Annotated in this window: 12 protein-coding genes, 2 pseudogenes and 1 riboswitch; of the genes and pseudogenes, 2 read left to right on the top strand and 12 right to left on the bottom strand. The window is 35.9% G+C overall.

Features of this window, described 5'->3' with window-relative positions:
• Window positions 1-321 precede the first annotated feature (321 nt).
• Entirely contained in the window at window positions 322-822 is a 501-nt protein-coding gene (queF, locus tag JNUCC23_RS22165; RefSeq protein WP_403076983.1) for a preQ(1) synthase, read from the bottom strand.
• A gap of 125 nt (window positions 823-947) precedes the next feature.
• A riboswitch (PreQ1 riboswitch) is annotated at window positions 948-994 on the bottom strand.
• A gap of 414 nt (window positions 995-1,408) precedes the next feature.
• Here queF and JNUCC23_RS22170 point away from each other — a divergent pair.
• Entirely contained in the window at window positions 1,409-2,809 is a 1,401-nt protein-coding gene (locus tag JNUCC23_RS22170; protein WP_403076980.1) for a purine-cytosine permease family protein, read from the top strand.
• Between the two features lie 633 nt (window positions 2,810-3,442).
• Here the strand turns inward: JNUCC23_RS22170 and JNUCC23_RS22175 are convergent.
• Window positions 3,443-4,327 carry a LysR family transcriptional regulator gene (locus tag JNUCC23_RS22175; RefSeq protein WP_454213640.1) on the bottom strand — a complete coding sequence of 295 codons (885 nt, stop codon included), beginning with the start codon at window positions 4,325-4,327 and terminating at the stop codon, window positions 3,443-3,445.
• 119 nt (window positions 4,328-4,446) lie between these two features.
• Between JNUCC23_RS22175 and JNUCC23_RS22180 the strand changes: the two genes are divergently transcribed.
• Entirely contained in the window at window positions 4,447-5,637 is a 1,191-nt protein-coding gene (locus tag JNUCC23_RS22180; protein ID WP_062186524.1) for a coenzyme F420-0:L-glutamate ligase, read from the top strand.
• A gap of 149 nt (window positions 5,638-5,786) precedes the next feature.
• Here the strand turns inward: JNUCC23_RS22180 and JNUCC23_RS22185 are convergent, their stop codons facing one another.
• From JNUCC23_RS22185 to JNUCC23_RS22230, 10 genes and pseudogenes are all read right to left on the bottom strand, one after another.
• Complete coding sequence (locus tag JNUCC23_RS22185; protein ID WP_454213642.1) at window positions 5,787-7,349, bottom strand: ATP-binding protein; 1,563 nt, start codon at window positions 7,347-7,349, stop codon at window positions 5,787-5,789.
• A gap of 598 nt (window positions 7,350-7,947) precedes the next feature.
• Window positions 7,948-9,198: a lactate racemase domain-containing protein gene (locus JNUCC23_RS22190; protein WP_454213643.1), complete on the bottom strand. Its 1,251-nt coding sequence runs from the start codon at window positions 9,196-9,198 to the stop codon at window positions 7,948-7,950.
• A gap of 93 nt (window positions 9,199-9,291) precedes the next feature.
• Window positions 9,292-9,857 (bottom strand): annotated as a pseudogene (locus JNUCC23_RS22195) (4-hydroxythreonine-4-phosphate dehydrogenase PdxA); the annotation flags it as partial.
• Window positions 9,858-10,150: 293 nt separating this feature from the next.
• Window positions 10,151-11,920: a PrpR N-terminal domain-containing protein gene (locus tag JNUCC23_RS22200; protein ID WP_454213644.1), complete on the bottom strand. Its 1,770-nt coding sequence runs from the start codon at window positions 11,918-11,920 to the stop codon at window positions 10,151-10,153.
• A gap of 450 nt (window positions 11,921-12,370) precedes the next feature.
• Window positions 12,371-13,180: an ATP-dependent sacrificial sulfur transferase LarE gene (gene larE, locus JNUCC23_RS22205; protein ID WP_062186534.1), complete on the bottom strand. Its 810-nt coding sequence runs from the start codon at window positions 13,178-13,180 to the stop codon at window positions 12,371-12,373.
• A gap of 355 nt (window positions 13,181-13,535) precedes the next feature.
• Window positions 13,536-14,882, bottom strand: a complete 1,347-nt coding sequence (locus JNUCC23_RS22210) for a gluconate:H+ symporter (protein ID WP_454213645.1) — start codon at window positions 14,880-14,882, stop codon at window positions 13,536-13,538.
• Between the two features lie 237 nt (window positions 14,883-15,119).
• Window positions 15,120-15,239, bottom strand: a pseudogene (locus JNUCC23_RS22215) (4-hydroxythreonine-4-phosphate dehydrogenase PdxA); the annotation flags it as partial.
• 382 nt (window positions 15,240-15,621) lie between these two features.
• Complete coding sequence (locus tag JNUCC23_RS22220) at window positions 15,622-16,296, bottom strand: peptidylprolyl isomerase (protein WP_082675224.1); 675 nt, start codon at window positions 16,294-16,296, stop codon at window positions 15,622-15,624.
• A 264-nt stretch (window positions 16,297-16,560) separates the two neighbouring features.
• On the bottom strand, window positions 16,561-17,412 hold the full coding sequence (locus tag JNUCC23_RS22225; protein ID WP_454213646.1) for a creatininase family protein: 852 nt from the start codon (window positions 17,410-17,412) through the stop codon (window positions 16,561-16,563).
• Window positions 17,413-17,468: 56 nt separating this feature from the next.
• On the bottom strand, window positions 17,469-18,833 hold the full coding sequence (locus tag JNUCC23_RS22230) for an MFS transporter (RefSeq protein ID WP_062186540.1): 1,365 nt from the start codon (window positions 18,831-18,833) through the stop codon (window positions 17,469-17,471).
• Window positions 18,834-18,991: the final 158 nt, after the last annotated feature.

Below are 18,991 nucleotides of genomic sequence, written 5' to 3' on the forward strand. Positions count from 1 at the left end.
AGCACGCTACACTCGCTTAATCACAATGGTGGCGGTGCAGAGCGGGCATTTCAGCTACTTTCTCGATAATATAAGTATGCCTGCTAAGTAGATTGGCTATATGAGTAAGTCGCGAAGCCTCGTCCCATGTCCTTCATACAAAAAACGGAAATTCCACTCGTAATGAACGAATTGAGTGGAATTTCCGTTTTTCTATTATCATTTTAAAATTTTACAATGTATATGGAACACATATAAATTAGTTAAATCTATCATATGAAATTCATAACTTTAGGTGGATTAAATAACCTTATCGACAATACCCTTACCTTGTTTTAACGATTAACGATTGTCGACTTTTTCAGGATAAAGATCATGATTCATCAAACGGAAACTGGCCATCTCTTCGTACTTGGTACCTGGTTTCCCATAATTGCACCATGGATCGATGGAAATTCCACCACGTGGTGTAAATTTCCCCCAAACTTCAATATACCTTGGGTCAAGTAATTTTATTAGATCGTTCATAATAATGTTAACGCAATCTTCATGGAAATCACCATGATTACGAAAACTGAAAAGATATAATTTTAGTGATTTACTCTCGACAATTTTTTGATCTGGAACGTAAGAAATATACATCGTTGCAAAATCAGGCTGGTGTGTCAGTGGGCATAAACTAGTGAACTCCGGACAATTAAATTTCACGAAATAATCACGATTCGAATGAAGATTATCTACTGCCTCTAATACCTCCGGTGCATAATCAAATGAATATTGTGTATGTTGATTACCTAATAATGTTAAATCCTTTAAACCTTCTTCATTGCTTCGGCCAGACATAAAAATCCCCCTTGTAAATGGTTTCCCGACACTGTTTTAAAAGAGAGATCCGCTAATCATTCTATTGCAACTAAAAGGATAAAACATAAAAAGCCATGCCCAGTATGGACATGGCAAATTCCCATGTATCCATAGTTTTTTATAGAGGGTATCAGCTATGAACCTCTCCCGCTTACGTACGGGAATTCTCTTTCATATCATAAAGAACACTTAGCAAAACGTCAATTGAAACTTTATATCGTTTTATTATAGAAGGTGAGTATACAACATAGTTAATACGCTCAAAGAAGGTTTTGGAAATCCCTAACACGCTTTTCTACAAAAGTGCAAATGTTAAATGAATCTGAAGGTATCGTCAATATCCCATCAATTGTGTAGTATATGCTACAAATCCTATGATATAAGGAGGAATTGGTAGATGTAGCGGGCTTCTAGTAGTCTAAGCACCAAGCAACCGCAATAATGACGTTTGATAATTCCCTAGTTATATTGATATATTGAATATAGAGTGTAGCGGGATGATGAATCTGTGCATAGCAGCCAGAAACTAATTTGTGAAATAATACACAAAAAGGAGTAGATACGTATGAGATCTGTCAATGTAACAGATCACAAAGTGAAAGAAGAAATGAAAGATGATTATTCATTAGATAGAGTGCCACGGCAACAAAGGAATATGGGTTGGTTAAGTATTACAAATATTACCTTTGGTATAGCAACAGCCATTTTTTATTTTCAAATGGGAAGCGTTATGGCGCTTCAATTCGGAGCCATTAATGCCATTATATCCTCCATATATGCGATAATCGTAGCCGGTATACTCGGAACATTCATTGCTTATCTTTCAGCAAAGTCCGGTATGAACGTCAATTTATTATCCAGAGGGGGCGGATTTGGCTATATAGGCGCATCATTAACCTCGTTCATTTATGCAACAAACTTCATTATGTATTGTGCGTTTGAAGGCTTGATTTTAGTTTCAGCCATTCATACCTTCTTCCCGGTCATTCCAGAATGGGCGCTAATCGTTCTCTTCGGAACAATCGTTATTCCTTTGAATTGGTTTGGTATAAAACAATTAGATAAATTACAAAAGTGGTCTTTACCTATTTTTGCTGTTTTTTTGGTAACCGCAATCATTGTATCCATTTACACACCGTCAGTATATGAAGGGAGTTTTTGGACATATATGCCAGATGGCGTTCAAGTCGGGGGTAAGGCTTTACTACTTTGTATCGGCATGCACCACGGGATCATGGGTTTGACAGCCCTGCTTGCTTCGGACTATGCCCGTTTCCTTAAACCAAAAGATATCAAAGTAGGATCGGTTGCGATTGGATTTATTCCACAGATTTTCTGTTTTGGTGTCATGGGTGGTCTTGGCATATGGTTTGGTGTTCGTCTGGGCGAACCAAATCCAGGGGTTTACATCGTACTGCTTCTTGGTATTGGAGGAGCATTATTCACCATGCTAACCCAATTGAGAATTAATGTGACAAATATATATAGCAGTTCCTTATCATTATCTAACTTCTTCGAAAACATCTTTAAATTTACACCTGGCAGACGATTCTGGGTTATTGTATCCGGTATATCGGCGATCGTTTTAATGCTATGTGACATAGTGGATCATTTAGATACAGCAATGACATTCCAGGGAGTCTTTTTATTGGCTTGGGCTGCCATATTAGTCACTGACGCCATGGTTGTGAAAAAATTACTGAAAATTGGACCTGGTTATTATGAGGCTCGCCAGAAGTATTTATATAAATGGAATCCCGTTGGAGTCGTGTCTTTACTAATTGCAAGCGGCTTAGGGACAATAGCAGCATTAGGATATATGGGAGCGTTCTTACAAAGTACTGCAGCATTCTTTGCTGCGATTCTAGCAGCTATACTTACAGTCATTATAGCAATTTTCACAAAAGGAAAATACTATTATAAAAGCGAACCTAATGACATTCACAAGGAAGATCGTATTGCATAAAATAGTAAGTTAATTTTTACAGTCTCCTAATTTTTTATTCTCGTTCTCCCCGGTATCCCCCCTTCCGGATAGCCTTTTTATTGGGCACTTGATTTGTCTCTCGCTATTTTCTCTCTACGTTTTATCCAAGTTGAGACTTGGAATCGATTCAGGGGGGATATACAAGTAAAAAAGGTGCTTAAAGTATGCAGGCTAAAAGAGAGGAATTATGTTGTCAGATTCCTCATTATGCTCAGCTAGCAATCTTTTTCAGGTTTACTCGTAAGTCCTATCCTTTAAACCATCATGCAGTTCTTTTGGATATGCCAACGTTAGCTTAATAGGTTGTTATAACAACCTCATTTTTGAATAAGAGTCAAAGGGAGTAGCCATATAGACTGACTAAGTCTGGCTACCCCTTTTTGGTATCTAAAAGTCCTCAAGGCTCCAACAATTAAATGGTTGAAATACTAATTTAGCGAAATACTCTTTATAGAGGTGGTTCAAAAAGTCCGGTAAAAAAGCTTGCGGATTGCTTCAAAGCTCTGTCTCTACCGTTCCTCACGTATTACTCCATACGCGCAGGTTCTCTCGAGATGCGCTCCTCGAACTTTTCGGCTCTTTTTATCCTCTTTTTTGAACATGCACTTATACTTATTTATTTTCTATGATCTCAACAAATTTCGTTGAAGCTGGCGATAATGGTACACTTTTCAAAAAACAGACACCGATATTTCTCTTTGGTATTTCCTCCATTAATTGAACTTCATACACTAGTCCATTATTTAAATATTCTTGGGAAAATTCTTTCGTCACACATGCAATTCCTAAATTTATCTTAGCAAACTCCAATAATAAATCATGGGATCCTAATTCAAATTCTGGCGAAATCTTAATACCTTTAGATATCATAAAATCCTCAACATACTTTCTGGAAATCGATTTCGGTTCGAGTAATATTAAGGGCAGTTTTACTACTTCATTAAGGCTTATTGGCTTAGATAAGCTATTCTTATATTTCTCCCCACAAACAAAAATATCGTGGACATCAATACATGGGATAAGTTCTAATGTAGGATCATCAAGGGGAAAATTACAAATTGCTATATCAACTTCTCCTGATTTTAAAATAGAACAAATCTCTAATGTTGTACCATTAACAATCTTTAATTTAATATTAGGATATTGATTATGAAAGGCTTCTAAATAAGGAAGTAAATAATACCTAGATATCGTATCACCCACACCTATCTTTAATTCCCCTGTCGTTAAATTTTTAAACTCCAAAATCTTTTCTTCCCCAACATCAATTAAATTAAGGGCCAAATGAACATATTCAAATAGAAGACTGCCCTCGTTTGTTAATGATACTCCCTTTGGAGTTCTATTAAATAGACGGATATCTAATTCTCTTTCTAACTGCATGATCGCTTGACTGACAGCTGGTTGTGTCATATAAAGGTCTTTTGCTGCCTTAGAAAAACTCTCGCTTTTTCCTACCTTATAAAATACTTTATATAAATCTAATTTACTTACCATATAAGCACTCCTTATACCCACCATTCGATATATCCATTTTACTTATATCACTAAAACGATGTATAGTACAAGTAGGGACATACTATAAATTAACTTTGTGAGTTTAAGGAGCGATTATTTTGGAAAGAGTTGTAGGAACAGTTGTAAGAGGTCTTCGTTGTCCAATCATCAATCAAGGGGATAACATCGAAGAAATCGTTGTTGATAGTGTGTTAAAAGCTGCAGAAGTGGAAGGCTTCAACATTAATGATAAAGATATCGTTACATTAACAGAATCAATCGTAGCTCGTGCTCAAGGGAACTACGCGACGATTGATCATATCGCTAAAGATGTTAAAGCAAAATTCGCAGAAGATACTGTTGGTGTTATTTTTCCTATCTTAAGTCGTAATCGTTTTTCAAACTTGCTCCGCGGTATTGCAAAAGGAGCAAAAAAAATTGTTTTAATGCTTAGCTACCCATCTGATGAAGTTGGCAATCACTTAGTTGATATTGACGTTCTTGATGAAAAGGGAGTTAACCCTTGGACAGATGTATTAACAGAAAAACAATTCCGTGATCATTTTGGCTATAATAAACATCCTTTTACTGGCGTTGATTATATTGAATATTATAAATCGTTAGTTGAAGAATGCGGCGTTGAATGCGAAGTGATCTTCTCAAATAATGCAAAAACCATCTTAAATTACACAAAAAGTGTTCTTACTTGTGATATCCATACAAGATTCAGAACAAAGAAAATCTTAAAAGCAAATGGTGGAGAAAAAATTTATAGCCTTGATAACATATTAGCAGCGTCTATTGATGGCAGCGGATGTAATGAAGCTTATGGTCTGCTTGGCTCTAATAAAGCAACAGAAGATAGTGTGAAACTTTTCCCACGTAACTGCCAACCTGTCGTTGATAACATACAACATATGCTTAAAGAAAAGACTGGAAAAGATGTTGAAGTCATGGTTTATGGAGATGGAGCATTCAAAGATCCGGTAGGTAAGATTTGGGAACTTGCTGATCCAGTCGTATCGCCCGCTTACACATCCGGGCTTGATGGAACACCTAATGAAGTAAAGTTAAAATATCTTGCTGATAATAACTTTGCTGATTTAAGAGGCGAAGAACTTCAACAAGCGATCTCTCAATACATTAACAATAAAGGTGCTGATCTTGTAGGAACAATGGAAGCACAAGGTACGACGCCTAGAAAACTTACTGACCTAATAGGTTCTCTATCTGATTTAACTTCAGGAAGTGGCGATAAAGGTACACCTATCGTCTTTATACAAGGTTATTTTGATAACTATACAAAATAATACGAATGATTCATTGATTAGATAATGATATAAAAGAAATAAGCAATGCTAGCCTTTACTAGTATTGCTTATTTAAATTCTATGCAGTCAAAAAATACGATTTTCTATACTCTTATAACTTAGTTACTATATGCAAGAAAGATGTAGCTTTACTTTCTTTGTTTCTCAACAGTTATATAAGCTTGCCTCGGGTGATTTATTTGATTGGGATATTTCAACCTTACTCTCCCTTTATTTAATAGCTTTACTAAATAATTATTTCTTAATCCATCAGGTGTTCTCTCTAATAAATCTGCTAGTTCTTTTATCATTAACGGCTTATAGGCACAAAGTCTTACAATCATCTCTTCCATTACGCTCGGTGATAAGCGCTTTTTCCTTCTGGCAAGCTCTGATATTTCCCATAATATTTCTTTTATTTCTTTGGGAGAAGATACATTTATTTCTTCCTCTTCTGATCCATTTGTCGAATTACTTACCTCTATATTTGTTTTTCCCTCATTTGTCGCATGCACTTCACTATTATAGGAGTTCAAAACATCATTAAAACTATCCAAAGAGCGCTTTTCTTTGTTATAGGAGTCGTAGTCATTATTACAGGAGTTACCTTGTTTATTACAGGAGTTATCTTCGCTATTATAGGAGTTATCATCTTTGTTATAGGAGTCACTTCCATTATTATAGGAGTAACCCTTGTTATTATAGGAGATTTCTTCACTATTATAGGAGTTATCATTCTTATCAACGACGTCACTTCCACTATTATAGGAGTTGTTTTTTTCATTTTCGGAGTTCTCAAAGACGTCAAAATTCTCCATTAACAGCTCATCTTCTTCGGGAAATAAGGGAAGATCATTTTCGATTATTGTCTCAGATTGTTCTTCTTCCTCTAATAAATTTAGAGTTACATGTAACGTGAGAATCGTACGCTCTGACTCTGAATCTTGGATTAAATCAAAAGCATCATTCCCATAATGTCTCCATGTCGTTTCAATGCCTCTTAATCCGGAACCGGTCCTTTTACAAAGCCCAATTAAAATAAACATTTTAAAGAGATTAGGGTTACGAAGGTTGCTTATATTTCCCTCTAATGCTTGTTCTATTGATATACGAAAAAGACCAGGGTTTGAGAATCGAAATAAGGCCTTTTCTTTTTCAACTACAACCCCACCTTCTCCATAGTAATCGGAGTGGACTAAAGTATTTATCAATGATTCATATAAGCAAGATATAGCAACGATCTCGTCAGACTGAGTAAAATCATTACTTTTATATGAAGTATTAAAATCAGCAACTAAATCAGTGCTCGCTTTAAAATAAAAGTCAAATACATTCCCCGACCAAGTTCCATCCTGTGAAGTAAAACGTTGGGACCATCCCTCATTTAGTGTTTCCTCTAAGCTTTCTCGATACTCAAGAAAATACTGGGGCAATACCTCCGTAATGATCCTTTCTTCACTAAACATCAGTAAACCGGCAAGAGTCAAGCCTTCCTTATTCGTGTTTCGCACCTTTCCCCATGCACCAATTTTATATAAAAACTCCTTCATCTCCAATCCATTCCAAGGATGATCTGGCTTAATAGCAGAGAATTTTTCTCGGTACTTTTTAATAGACTCAAAATTTAGTTCATTTATGCCATAATGTTCTAAAATTAAATTATCCTGTGGAACGGATGAATAATCAGGTGGATGATGTACATTTATATTCACATTCAATCTCCCTCTTATACTCAATTTATTTCTTTGTTACTCTTATTTTATCATCTTTTGCCTAGTCCTTCTCTCCTATATATAAACAAGTAGGATTTCCCATTATATAAATTGCTAAAAGGGAGCATTCAAAACATAAAAATAGATCCCATTAACCCTATTAGTATATTAATATACTTTAATTCATTCCAACCTGCTTCCCTTTTAAACCGCTCAGAAGAATCGTTTGGATGTATAGCCAAACGATTTTGCTACTGTGTCTCTTGACAAGGCTTAATGAGAATGTAGGTTACATAGTCGTCTCAAAACTGCTAGACAATCCAACTCTCTCCGCACCATTAATTTATATAATTTTCCAATTAAGTTTCCCTCCACCTATAACTGTTTCATGTGAAACATTATAGGGCAGATGTGTATACCACACTCCATTATTGGGAAAACGTTCTTGTACTTCTAGCCAAAATTAGTCGCTGGACGTGAACCTTTCCGTCTTGATTTATCCAAAAAATTTTAAGATACAAAAAACGGCTTCCATCTGGAAAGCCGTTTTTTGATGTCTGCTATCTATCAAAGCTTAAATCCTCAAAAAGGATGCCTATTACATCGGCAAGAAATAACCGTCTTCATCAAACTTCATTTCATGCAGATCCTCTAATACTTCGATGTTTTCTTTATCTTTTAGTTCATTAAATATAACCTCAGATACGTATAGCTCACCAAGATGAAGAGTATTGGGGATACGTACAATTCTTGCCTCAACAGACGAAACGCCCCAATTTGCACGTAGAGCTGCTTTTAATGCCTCTTGGTCATTATCAAGAACGATCGGAATTTTAGCTCGATCTAAAAATGTACTCGTTACAACATTTTCATTCATTGCTTGATAATCAATTTTTTCAAACAAACGTTTAGTCGTTAAATCAGACAAGCCAATACCAAGGGCATTCCCATGGCTAGCCTCACTTATATTTGAAGCAATGACATATTTAATACTTGGCTTTTTCGGCTCTTCTACTCCCAATACACGAATTCGTCCGATAATATTTGTATCCATACCCGTGCCACTGTAATTTTTACCAATTTCGTCCACAACTAAAATATCCATTTCTTCTAATGGTAAGCTTGGCATCATATCAAAGGCTTTTACCAACAGTTCTCTTTCACGTTCTTCAATTTGTTCTGGCTCGATTGCTTCTATAATTGCTGTTTCCTCATGTGCGTTTTCAACAATAGCGATACCAAACAATGTGTTTGAGTTTTTAATTGCTACTTTTCCAACTTCAGGCATCATATCGCGAATTCCTTTAATGCCATATGTGTGTAATGCAAGTGCCTGCTTATGCTTCCCAATTCCAATGGATGCCATTTTTAAGACACCGCTCTCGATGTCTTTCTTAAAATCTGTATGTGGCTTAACACGTCCCATGATGATAATTCCATCCGCATGATAAGCATGTTTATCAAGATATACAGGAATACCTGCTGATGTGACACCAATTTCAACAACTTCCATAGAAGAACGAATTTCACAGCCCGTTGACTCTTCGGTAACCCCTAATCCATCTAGCACCTCAATTTGGCCTTCAGCTGTCGCTCCTCCATGGCTTCCCATTGCAGGGACAATAAACGGCGTTGCACCTAACTTTTTAATCTCATCAGCAACACTTTTGACGATTAATGGTATATTTGCAATCCCGCGGCTTCCAACTGTAATCGCCACTTCCATACCAGGCTTAATTTTATCCTCTGCTTTCACATGCTGAAACTGCTCCGTGATCGTTACAGGGATATTATCTAAACTTTCTACTTCGAATTTTTGTCTTATTTTTGCAATTTTTGGGAAAGACATCATTCTACACTCCTTTCAAACTAAACAACTCTTTATACATATAAGAGCAAAAGATCTCTAATAGATCCCTTGCTTTACTACCACCATTATTAATTATTTCTCAGTAGCTAATTCAATCGCCATCGGAATCGCTTCTTTTAACGATCGATTGCTCGTCTGCAATATTTTTCTAAAGCGATCAAAAGCTGTTCCATGGTCAACGCTTGTACGAATCGTAGGAAGACCAACAGTGATATTTACTTCAGCTTCTGGACCTAACACTTTAATTGGCCCATGCACTTAATCATGGTATTACACAACAACCATTTCAAAGTCGCCATGTTTTGCTCTAAAGAATCATGTATCCGCTGGAAGTGATCTCTGTACATTAATTTCTTCTACGCGCGCTTTTTCTATGGCTGAAATAATTTTTCTTCTTTACTATTTCCAAAAAATCCATTTTCTACAACATGTGAATTAATACCACAAACTGCGATTCAAGGAGATTTAATCCCTACCTTTTGTAATATTTCGTGCGCAAATTTAATAACTGTATATTGGCACTCAACGTTAATTTCATTGATTGCATCAATAAGCCCAATATGGGTGGCCACATGAATAACTCTTAAGTCAGGAGCAGATAACATCATTGCGAAATCTTTCATATTTGTTAATTCTGCACGCAATAATAGTTTGTATTGGTTACGTCTTTTTCATTCGGCTCATATCGTCTATTCATTATTGCATTATAAGTTTTCTATTTGTCGCTCATTTAAATTCTGCAACATACCAATTTTTCTTAAACTGCCCCATATACAGTTTTATTTCCAAACACTACAAACGCTTACAGCAGTAATGATAAATCAAAACGTTGCATTTAGCAATTTTTTTAAATTCTTTTTTATAAATATTTATTACGTTGTTATTTGCATCAATTTATACTTCGCTTTGTACACAAAAAAGACGCAAGCTGCTATTTTAGCTTGCGCCACAAGGTAGAACGGTTAATCCCTAAACGTTTTGCTGTTTTTGATTGATTTAATCCTTCCTCTTCAAGGACTTTAGTTATCACTTGTTTCTCTATTTCTTCTAATGTGCCACTTATATCGATATGTGTTAATGCATCATTCTTTTCTTGCTGTTCTAATCGTTTAAAAACTGTTTCAACTTCTTCTTTCTCGATATAATAAGAATGTGATTGTAAAAATAATTGTTCGATTACTTGTTTAAGTTGTTCTACATTTCCTGGCCAATCATAGTCGGTAATCTCTTCCAAAGCATCTAGTCGAATTCCAATCACTTCATTTCCATACCTTGGACGCAACTCTGAAATAAATACATGGACTAAATCCTCAATATCTTTTCTGCGTTCTCGGAGTGGTGGTATGTGAATTTTTAATTGAGCCAATGTATGATACAAATCACGATGAAATGTGCCATTTTTGACCTTTTCTTCAATATTATCCTCAGAAGACACTAGCCATTGCAGCTTTTTATCATTTTCATTCTTGAGTATATGATATAACTCCTTTTGCATATAAGAGTTCAATTTATCGATATTTTTTAAGTACGTAACTCCATTGGCGTATTTTCGAATAAAGTCTTCATTCATTAGATTTTTCAGTTGTTCTGCACTTAATAAGTCACAATTCAATATGATAAATGGTTCATTCATTGTTTTCCTTTTTAAATAAATGGAGTGGGCAGCTAATTCTTTTCCGTTCCCCTTTTCCCCCGATATCCACACAGGTTCTTCACTTTTACTGTATTGATCTATTTGCTTTAACACCTTCTGAATCAGTTCGCTTTTCCCGGAAATAGGGATATAAGAAGCGGATGTATGAAATTCTATTGCATTTAGGTTCACGTCCCCACCCTGTACAATAGTTTGATTAGGAAGTCCTTTTTCAAAATATAATACAGTAGCATCTTCTTTAGGACATGCTGTGATTGTCCAAAATGACTGATTGATGTGAACTGTTTTTGTTTGCTTTTCACGTGTTAAGACGGCTTCTTGTATCAACTTTTGTACATCTGTCGAATTCTCTAATTTCAGCCACTGAAATTCTTTATTGAAACGTTCATTTCCATAAATAATTTTCTCTTCTCTATTAATAACCCCGATCACCTGTTCGTTACAGTCGAGAATAGATTTAAATAATGAAACATCCTGTTGCAGCCGCGAGAATAAGCCATATGACCTTCTCGTTTCTTCTAATGCATCAATAATGGCTTCCTTTCCGGATGTGATTAAAACGCCTGTCAGACCTAATTGCTTAGCAGTTTGAACCGTAACCACATCTCCGATCACCACTTCATAGCCAAGTTTTTTTAAATTCGTTAATTTTTCTTTAACCTCAGTATCTTTTGTAATCGTTAATGTTTTAATGTCTAAATCAAGAAGCTTACATATCGTAGCAGCACCTTGTGTAATATTCGAGAATCCAACGATTGCGGCTTTACCTGAAAATCCTTTTACAAGTGTTAAAATACGTAATACATCATAGCCAGACACTTGAATGTCAATCACTGGTATAGATACAGCCTCCTGAATCATTGAAGCTGTACCGCCACGGCTGATTATGACATGGTAGCCATTATTTTCAGCATCCTTAGCAATGGCCACTCCTTCATATAAATTACCTAATTCAATTTGTAATTGAATATCTTCAACTTCTTGACCGATCTCTTTCATCATTTCAAACAGTCCCTCATAAGGGACAATTGCCAATGCTTTAATCATATTCCCCTTCACCTTCTGTTTCAAAAATAAACATAAATATTTCCTAGTAGTGCGTGTTCAAAAAAGAGCCTCGAAGTTCGAGGAGCGCATCTCGAGAGGACCTGCGCATATACAATAATCCGTGAGAGAACCAAAATTTTTGAGCAACCGCTAGTAATAGCTTACCTCTTTTTGAAGTAGTATAAAAAAAGCCCTCTCAGGCTTAAGACAGAGAACTTCCCAATATCTATTTACCTCTCAGGAGGGATTTTATTATTTGGCTCTCTTAAAAGAAATATCGCCTTTTCCTTTTTGATCGCAGGCAAGCGGATGTGTGCCTGCGATCAAAAAGATAGAGACGCTCCTGTGCAAATTCATTTAACCAGCTGCAGCAATCTTTCTAAAGATGGCGGTATAAAGGCAACATTATTTGAAGAAACTATTTTTCTCCCCTTTTTTGATAACTTTCCTTTAGTTAAGACTTGTTGTTAACACTTTATTCATGCTGCCGCTTACATAGCCTTTAAGATCAAGGGTAACATATTTGTAGCCAAATCGTTGAAGATTTTCCATGATATCTTTATGATTTGTTAATACTACCTGCATATCTTGAGGCTCCACTTCAATCCTAGCAATCTCTTGATGCGTTCGAACGCGTACTTGTCTAATCCCTAATCCTTTTATATAAGCCTCAGATTTTTCAACCTTTGTTAGTTTTTCTTGTGTAATTCTTTCACCATATGCGATTCGTGAAGAAAGACATGCGAACGAAGGTTTTTCCCAAGTAGGCAAGTTTAATTGTTTTGAAAGTTCACGAATTTCTTCTTTATAAAGATTCGCCTCTTGAAGCGGTCCACGGACGCCATGTTCTTTGGCTGCACGTACTCCAGGACGATGTTCACTCATATCATCAGCAATTAAACCATATACGACATTTTTAAATCCCTTCTGATGCATGATCGGAACGATTTGTTCGAACAACCCATTTTTACAGAAATAACAACGGTTCCGGTCATTTTCTGCGTAGCCCGGTATATTCAGTTCAGAGGTTTCAATAACTTGATGTGTTGCACCAATCATTTTAGCTAGCTTCTTAGCTTCTTCTAATTCACTTGAAGGGTACGTTTCAGAATCAGCCGTAACAGCCAAGACCTTTTCAACTCCTAAAACATCAACCGCAACTTTTAATAACAACGTACTATCAACACCACCAGAAAAAGCAACAACAACATTGTCCATCTCTTTTAAGATTTCTTTCAGTCGTTCATACTTCTCATTCATCCTAATTCCACCTATCTCTATATTTTTCAAACGATTTTTAATGTATGATTCGATAAATTTATGACTGCAAAGTCAACCCGTTTTCAGAAAGTGAAACTTCAATCAATGGGCGTTTTACTGCTCATTAAAGCGGGATAAAGATTTCTTATCGACCCTAAAAGGGATTTGTGCATTTTGCAACACTATTTGATTATAAGCGAATTTCTACTAAAGTAAAAGTAGTTAGTAAAGCGATTTCAAAAATATCGCATGAATCATTTGACTTATAATGCGATTCACCGTAACAATTCGTATGCAATACATAAAAGGGATTCGGAATAAAGCTATTCCGAACCCCTTTTTCACTTCTGTTATTTTAAAAAATTAAATCTAATAGTAAAGTACATGCTAATCCCGATACAGCAACAATGGTGGAAAGTACAGTATAAGTTCCAAATGCTTCTTTCAAAGTCATTCCCAATGATTCTTTAACCATCCAGAATCCAGCATCATTAACATGTGATGCAATTGCACTACCAGCTCCTGTTGCAAGTGCGACTAGTTCTAAGTTAACATCAGGGATTGTAGCAAGCGATGGAAGAACCAACCCTGCAGTTGTTAAAGTTGCAACTGTTCCCGATCCTAAGCAAATACGCAATATTGCTGCGACAGTCCATGCAAAGAAAACAGGTGACATAGCAGATCCTTCAAATATTTTAGCGACATAATCACCAACGCCACCATCAATAAGGACTTGTTTTAATGCACCACCGCCACCAATAATTAAAAGTAGCATACCCAAGGAATTAATGGCTGAAGAACAAGAATTCATCAAATTCTTTATCGGAACATTTCTTCGGATTCCCATTGTATAGATTGCCAGCAATAAAGAAAGCAACATAGCAAACGAAGAGTTACCAATAAAACGAATAATGCTTACAAACATATTATCAGCAAATCCCATAGCTGGTTGCATCATATCAACCGCGGCACCTAAAGCCATTAAAATAACCGGAAATAATGCTGTAAATACACTGATACCAAAACCAGGTGTTTCTTCTATTTTGAATGTTTTTTGAATACCAAAAGACTCACTGCCTTCTCTAGTAAACGCAGTCGGTACAATTTTTTTAGCAAGCTTAGGATACAAAATACCCGCTAATACAACAGTTGGTATCGCGACAATAATTCCGTAAATTAAAACTAAGCCAATATTTGCACCGTATTCTGCAGCTACTGCTGTTGGGCCTGGATGCGGAGGCAAGAAAGCGTGTGTCGCTAATGCAGCAGTAACCATAGGAAGACCTAAGCGTACAATAGAAATTTTTAATTCTTTTGCGATTGAGAATATAATTGGAACTAATAATACGATTGTTACTTCAAGAAATAACGCAATTCCTACAATAAATGAAGCAAATAAAACAGCCCATTGAATTCTTTTTTCCCCAAATTTGTCAATTAATGTTGTGGCAATACGATTGGCTCCACCTGCATCTGCAATTAACCTACCAAGCATTGCGCCCATTCCAAAGATTAATGCAATATGACCTAGCGTTCCGCCTAAACCGCTTTCAATTGATTTCATAACATCCGCCATAGGCATGCCCAGTGCTAAAGCTACAACGACTGAAACAATGATTAATGAAACAAATGTGTTTAATTTGAAGGCCATAATTAAAATAAGTAATAATAGTACCCCTATTGCAATAATTACTAACGGCATAATATCCTCCTGATGTAAATTTTATTAGTTTTTTATAAATAAAAATGCTGCAATTTGTTTCTTTTACACATGACGATATAGATATGTTCCTACATACAACGTTTCTGTACTTTCACCAAATAACTAAAACTGTTCCTCAATTATATTAACTCCTTTACCACACTTGCAATGGCTTACAAAAAAGGGCAGAAATGTAAGGAATTAAAACTACTAATCCTTTTTCCCACTTATTCATTTAGTCTTATACAAAAGTAATCCATTTATAACAGAAATCGTTCTATGAAAATCTGCCATCTTAGCGACAATATGTCCTTGATCATGGTAAAGAGATAATATTGCATCACATTTTACATTTAATACTTAGAATAATACAGAATTCGCTGCAACTGTTGGTTATCGCATCATCTTGTGAACTTAAAATATCTTATACTCTTCGAATAATCTTGTCAAGTGGATAAATTGGAGCATGTTCGTTTATTTTTTCAACTATTATCATTTATTAATCACAAATCATGTAATTTTATTTCGTTTCATTTTACGATAGGTAGGGTTTTCCTGTCCGTTAATGTAGAATAAAAAAAGACACAACCTGATTAAAGTTGTGCCCAAATGTCTTTTATCTATATTAATACTTACAATATAATCAAATTGTATTTCCCTGCCAATCCCTTATGACAAGCTGTTGGATCAAAGCTCCCAGTATACAACAAAGTCACTGGATTTCGGACTGTCACATCCTCTATTTTTGTACTTCTGGAGCAGGGTAGTCAAAGCCCTTCGTATCCACTTCGACCTTTTTCATTTGCTGATCTTCTAATGGCTTATCTGCAGAATCTCGTTCAGTGGCAACGATCGCATCTACTGTTTCCATACCCTTTATTACTTTCCCAAAAGCAGCATATTCTCCGTCAAGATTTAGCGCTTCTTCTACCATAATAAAAAATTGCGATCCCGCAGAATTTGGATCACTCGTCCGTGCCATTGAAATGACACCACGTTCATGTTTCAGATTATTTTCAAAACCATTTTTAGAAAATTCACCTTCAATCGAATATCCTGGTCCACCTGATCCATTTCCTGAAGGATCTCCTCCTTGGATCATAAAATCAGGGATAACCCGATGAAAAACAAGACCATCATAATAACCTTCTTCAACTAAAGAAATAAAATTAGCTACCGTATTAGGAGCTGTAGAAGGCTCTAGTTCAACAATAATTTTTTCATCATTGTTCATAGTAATCGTTACGATTGGATTTTCTTTCACAGCTGTTGAATAATCCGTTTTTTCATCCGATTCCTTTACCGTCTTCCCCTCTGATCGTCCACTTTCTGTTGATGTCCCACAACCCGTCAAAACAAAAGCTACCGCCATCAGGCTAAAGACAAAATAAAATACTTTATATCGCATGAACATATTCTTTTTCAACTCCTCAATATAATCAGTTTATTAATTATATAACTATAAGATCATTCACGACAACTCATTAAAATGGGCATTGCGTGAAAACTCTATCCTCCCAATTCAGAAAAACCTTACTTATGATACGGTTCGGCGTAAGGTATCAAAATGAGGGTTCATTGATATCAATAACAGGCTTTCTGACTTTAGACTTCTCCATTAAACGAAACAAGTCATGCGATTCCCATATGATTATGAGTCGCACGACTTGTTATTGTTTTACGCTTTTCCGTCTGGCAAATGTGCACCGTATTTAGGAACAATGATATCCTTAGTATAAACATCAACTTGACGAAGTGTCTCAACGATAGTCGGCATATCCAATGCCTTTACAAGTTCATTAATCGCTTGCACACCCGCATCTGCATGAGCTTCTCTTTCTTCAGGTGTTTTCAAAAGCGGTGTAGCCATATGATCAGATGGTTCATCAAAGTAAGAACCCACTGCGCCGGATTGATAAGCGTACTTCCCTAATGCATTACCAGGATTCCTACTCATTCCTGCTAGCATATGTTGAATATCATAAGTAACAGAATGAGATTCAAGTACATTCATTGGAACATCCTCTAATCTACCTAAAACCTTATAAGCACCGATCGTCATATCATGGAATGCATCCATCAGATTGAAATTGGCTGCCTCTGCTGCTTTTAATACATCCATATACAAAACAGGTACTTTTGTTTCATCAAAGAAATCACGAACCATACCACTTAATGTCAAATATGCTGGACCATGACTGGTGATATAAATTTGCCTTCTAAAGCCTTGGTTTAATAATGACTTAGCAATCTTATCTAAATAAGCCATTCCATCTTTTATGCTCATTTGAATCGTTCCCCGACCAACAATTGTTCCACCTGGGAAGAAATAAGGTAAGTTGTGCAAAACAAGCCCATCTGATGCTTCAGCCATCTTTACAGCAATAGCCTCCGCTAAAACTGTTTCAGAGTCCAGTGGTAAAGCTCCATGGGTTTCCGTTACTCCAACTGGAACATATATAAGATCATTTCGATCTAAATAATCTTCGACTTCCCCATTTGTCATTTTTGAAAGAAATCTAGTACGCATATAAACCACTCCTACAATTTCATTTTATATGGATTCACTATAAAGGGGACTCCTAATTAAGACGCTCTTCTTTCCTTTAATGTTGCATACATTTCATTTGTTCTCTTTGCATTTAGGTTATAGATTAAACCTACGCCGATCAACATGATAAGGAATGCAATGATTGGCATACCAGTGTACATTTTTAATACGCCTTCTGCTACTGCTGGTGATTGAGATTTTGCTCCAGCAACAAAGCCAACCCAACCTAAAGCGTAACTTCCAATAGCAGAGCCTAATCCCATCCCCACCTTACGAGAAAAGGAATATAGGGAATAAAGTGTTCCCTCATAATGTTTTCCAGTTTGAAGTTCTGCATAGTCGATACAATCTGTTACAAGAGCCCATACAACCATAACAAAGACAGATGAGCCGATTGTAGCAAGGTTATATAAAGCCATGAACACATATACATTTTCAATCGTAACCAATGTCAATAATAGTGTTGCAGCTAAACTGAAGATTGCTGTAGCAATAACTAAATTTCTTTTATTAAATTTTTCAACCAGTTTAGGAACAATAGCGAATAATACGAGTGTGATACCAATGCTAATGAAAGAGTTAATAGCAAAAGCCCCCGGCATATGATAACGTTCTGCAAAGACAATGGGAGCTAATTGGCTCGCACCATTTATCATAAGAAGTGAGCCAATTGATGCAACCATCATACCGATTAACGGTCTATTTTTAATCGCTACTTTAAATGCATCCTTAAAACTATAATCGGATTTTGTTCCGGCTGGTTTATCATCACGAATACGTTCTGTTGTTAATCTTACCAGGCCTGTATAGGCTAATACCGATAAAATACTAAACACAATGGCAATTTTGAAGAATGCTTCTGGAATTATAGATCCCGATTTATCATAGATAAACATTGGAACGAAAGATAAGAATCCAAGTCCAACAACCATACCACCAATCGCACGAGCACGAGATAATTTTGTGCGTTCAACGGGATCATTTGTAATAACAGACGCAAGAGAACCATAAGGAATGGAATCAGCTGTATAAGCAACACAAAAGAATAAATAAACGAATACTACCCAAACATGAATTGCTGTAGATCCCCAACTTGATACATCAGTAAAAGATAATAAACAAGAAGCTGCTAATATCCATTTAGAAATACTAATATAAGGTAAGAATTTATTACCGGATTTTCCTAATTTCCAACGGTCTGGAAGAGTTCCCATAATTACATTACAAATTGCATCAAAGACTTTACCTAATAAAAACATAGTCCCCATAAAGTAAGGGCTTACACCTAATGCATAGGTACAAAAGATTAAGAAAAACCCGCTTATATATAGGTTAACGAAACTTCCCCCAATATCCCCTAGCGCATACCCTACTTGGTCTCTTACTCCAAACTTCTTCATGAAATACCCTCCTCTGTACTTTTTATAAAGTTAATACTATTCTTATATAGCTTTAAAACTTTTTGTTTAACTCCTTTGTAACCGCTTATATTATCAGTTAACAAAATGTATTCCTTTACTACATAAAGCAGTTTAAAATATGTCCCTAGTTGTATGCG

This window comes from Peribacillus sp. JNUCC 23 (genome assembly GCF_053653995.1).

What these genes read in the sequence shown, in the direction of transcription:
- JNUCC23_RS22220 (WP_082675224.1), bottom strand. Translation starts at nt 16,296, where the DNA reads ATGTTCATGCGATATAAAGTATTTTATTTTGTCTTTAGCCTGATGGCG.
- larE (WP_062186534.1), bottom strand. Translation starts at nt 13,180, where the DNA reads ATGAATGAGAAGTATGAACGACTGAAAGAAATCTTAAAAGAGATGGAC.
- JNUCC23_RS22175 (WP_454213640.1), bottom strand. Translation starts at nt 4,327, where the DNA reads ATGGTAAGTAAATTAGATTTATATAAAGTATTTTATAAGGTAGGAAAA.
- JNUCC23_RS22200 (WP_454213644.1), bottom strand. Translation starts at nt 11,920, where the DNA reads ATGATTAAAGCATTGGCAATTGTCCCTTATGAGGGACTGTTTGAAATG.
- JNUCC23_RS22170 (WP_403076980.1), top strand. Translation starts at nt 1,409, where the DNA reads ATGAGATCTGTCAATGTAACAGATCACAAAGTGAAAGAAGAAATGAAA.
- JNUCC23_RS22190 (WP_454213643.1), bottom strand. Translation starts at nt 9,198, where the DNA reads ATGTCTTTCCCAAAAATTGCAAAAATAAGACAAAAATTCGAAGTAGAA.
- JNUCC23_RS22225 (WP_454213646.1), bottom strand. Translation starts at nt 17,412, where the DNA reads ATGCGTACTAGATTTCTTTCAAAAATGACAAATGGGGAAGTCGAAGAT.
- queF (WP_403076983.1), bottom strand. Translation starts at nt 822, where the DNA reads ATGTCTGGCCGAAGCAATGAAGAAGGTTTAAAGGATTTAACATTATTA.
- JNUCC23_RS22230 (WP_062186540.1), bottom strand. Translation starts at nt 18,833, where the DNA reads ATGAAGAAGTTTGGAGTAAGAGACCAAGTAGGGTATGCGCTAGGGGAT.
- JNUCC23_RS22210 (WP_454213645.1), bottom strand. Translation starts at nt 14,882, where the DNA reads ATGCCGTTAGTAATTATTGCAATAGGGGTACTATTATTACTTATTTTA.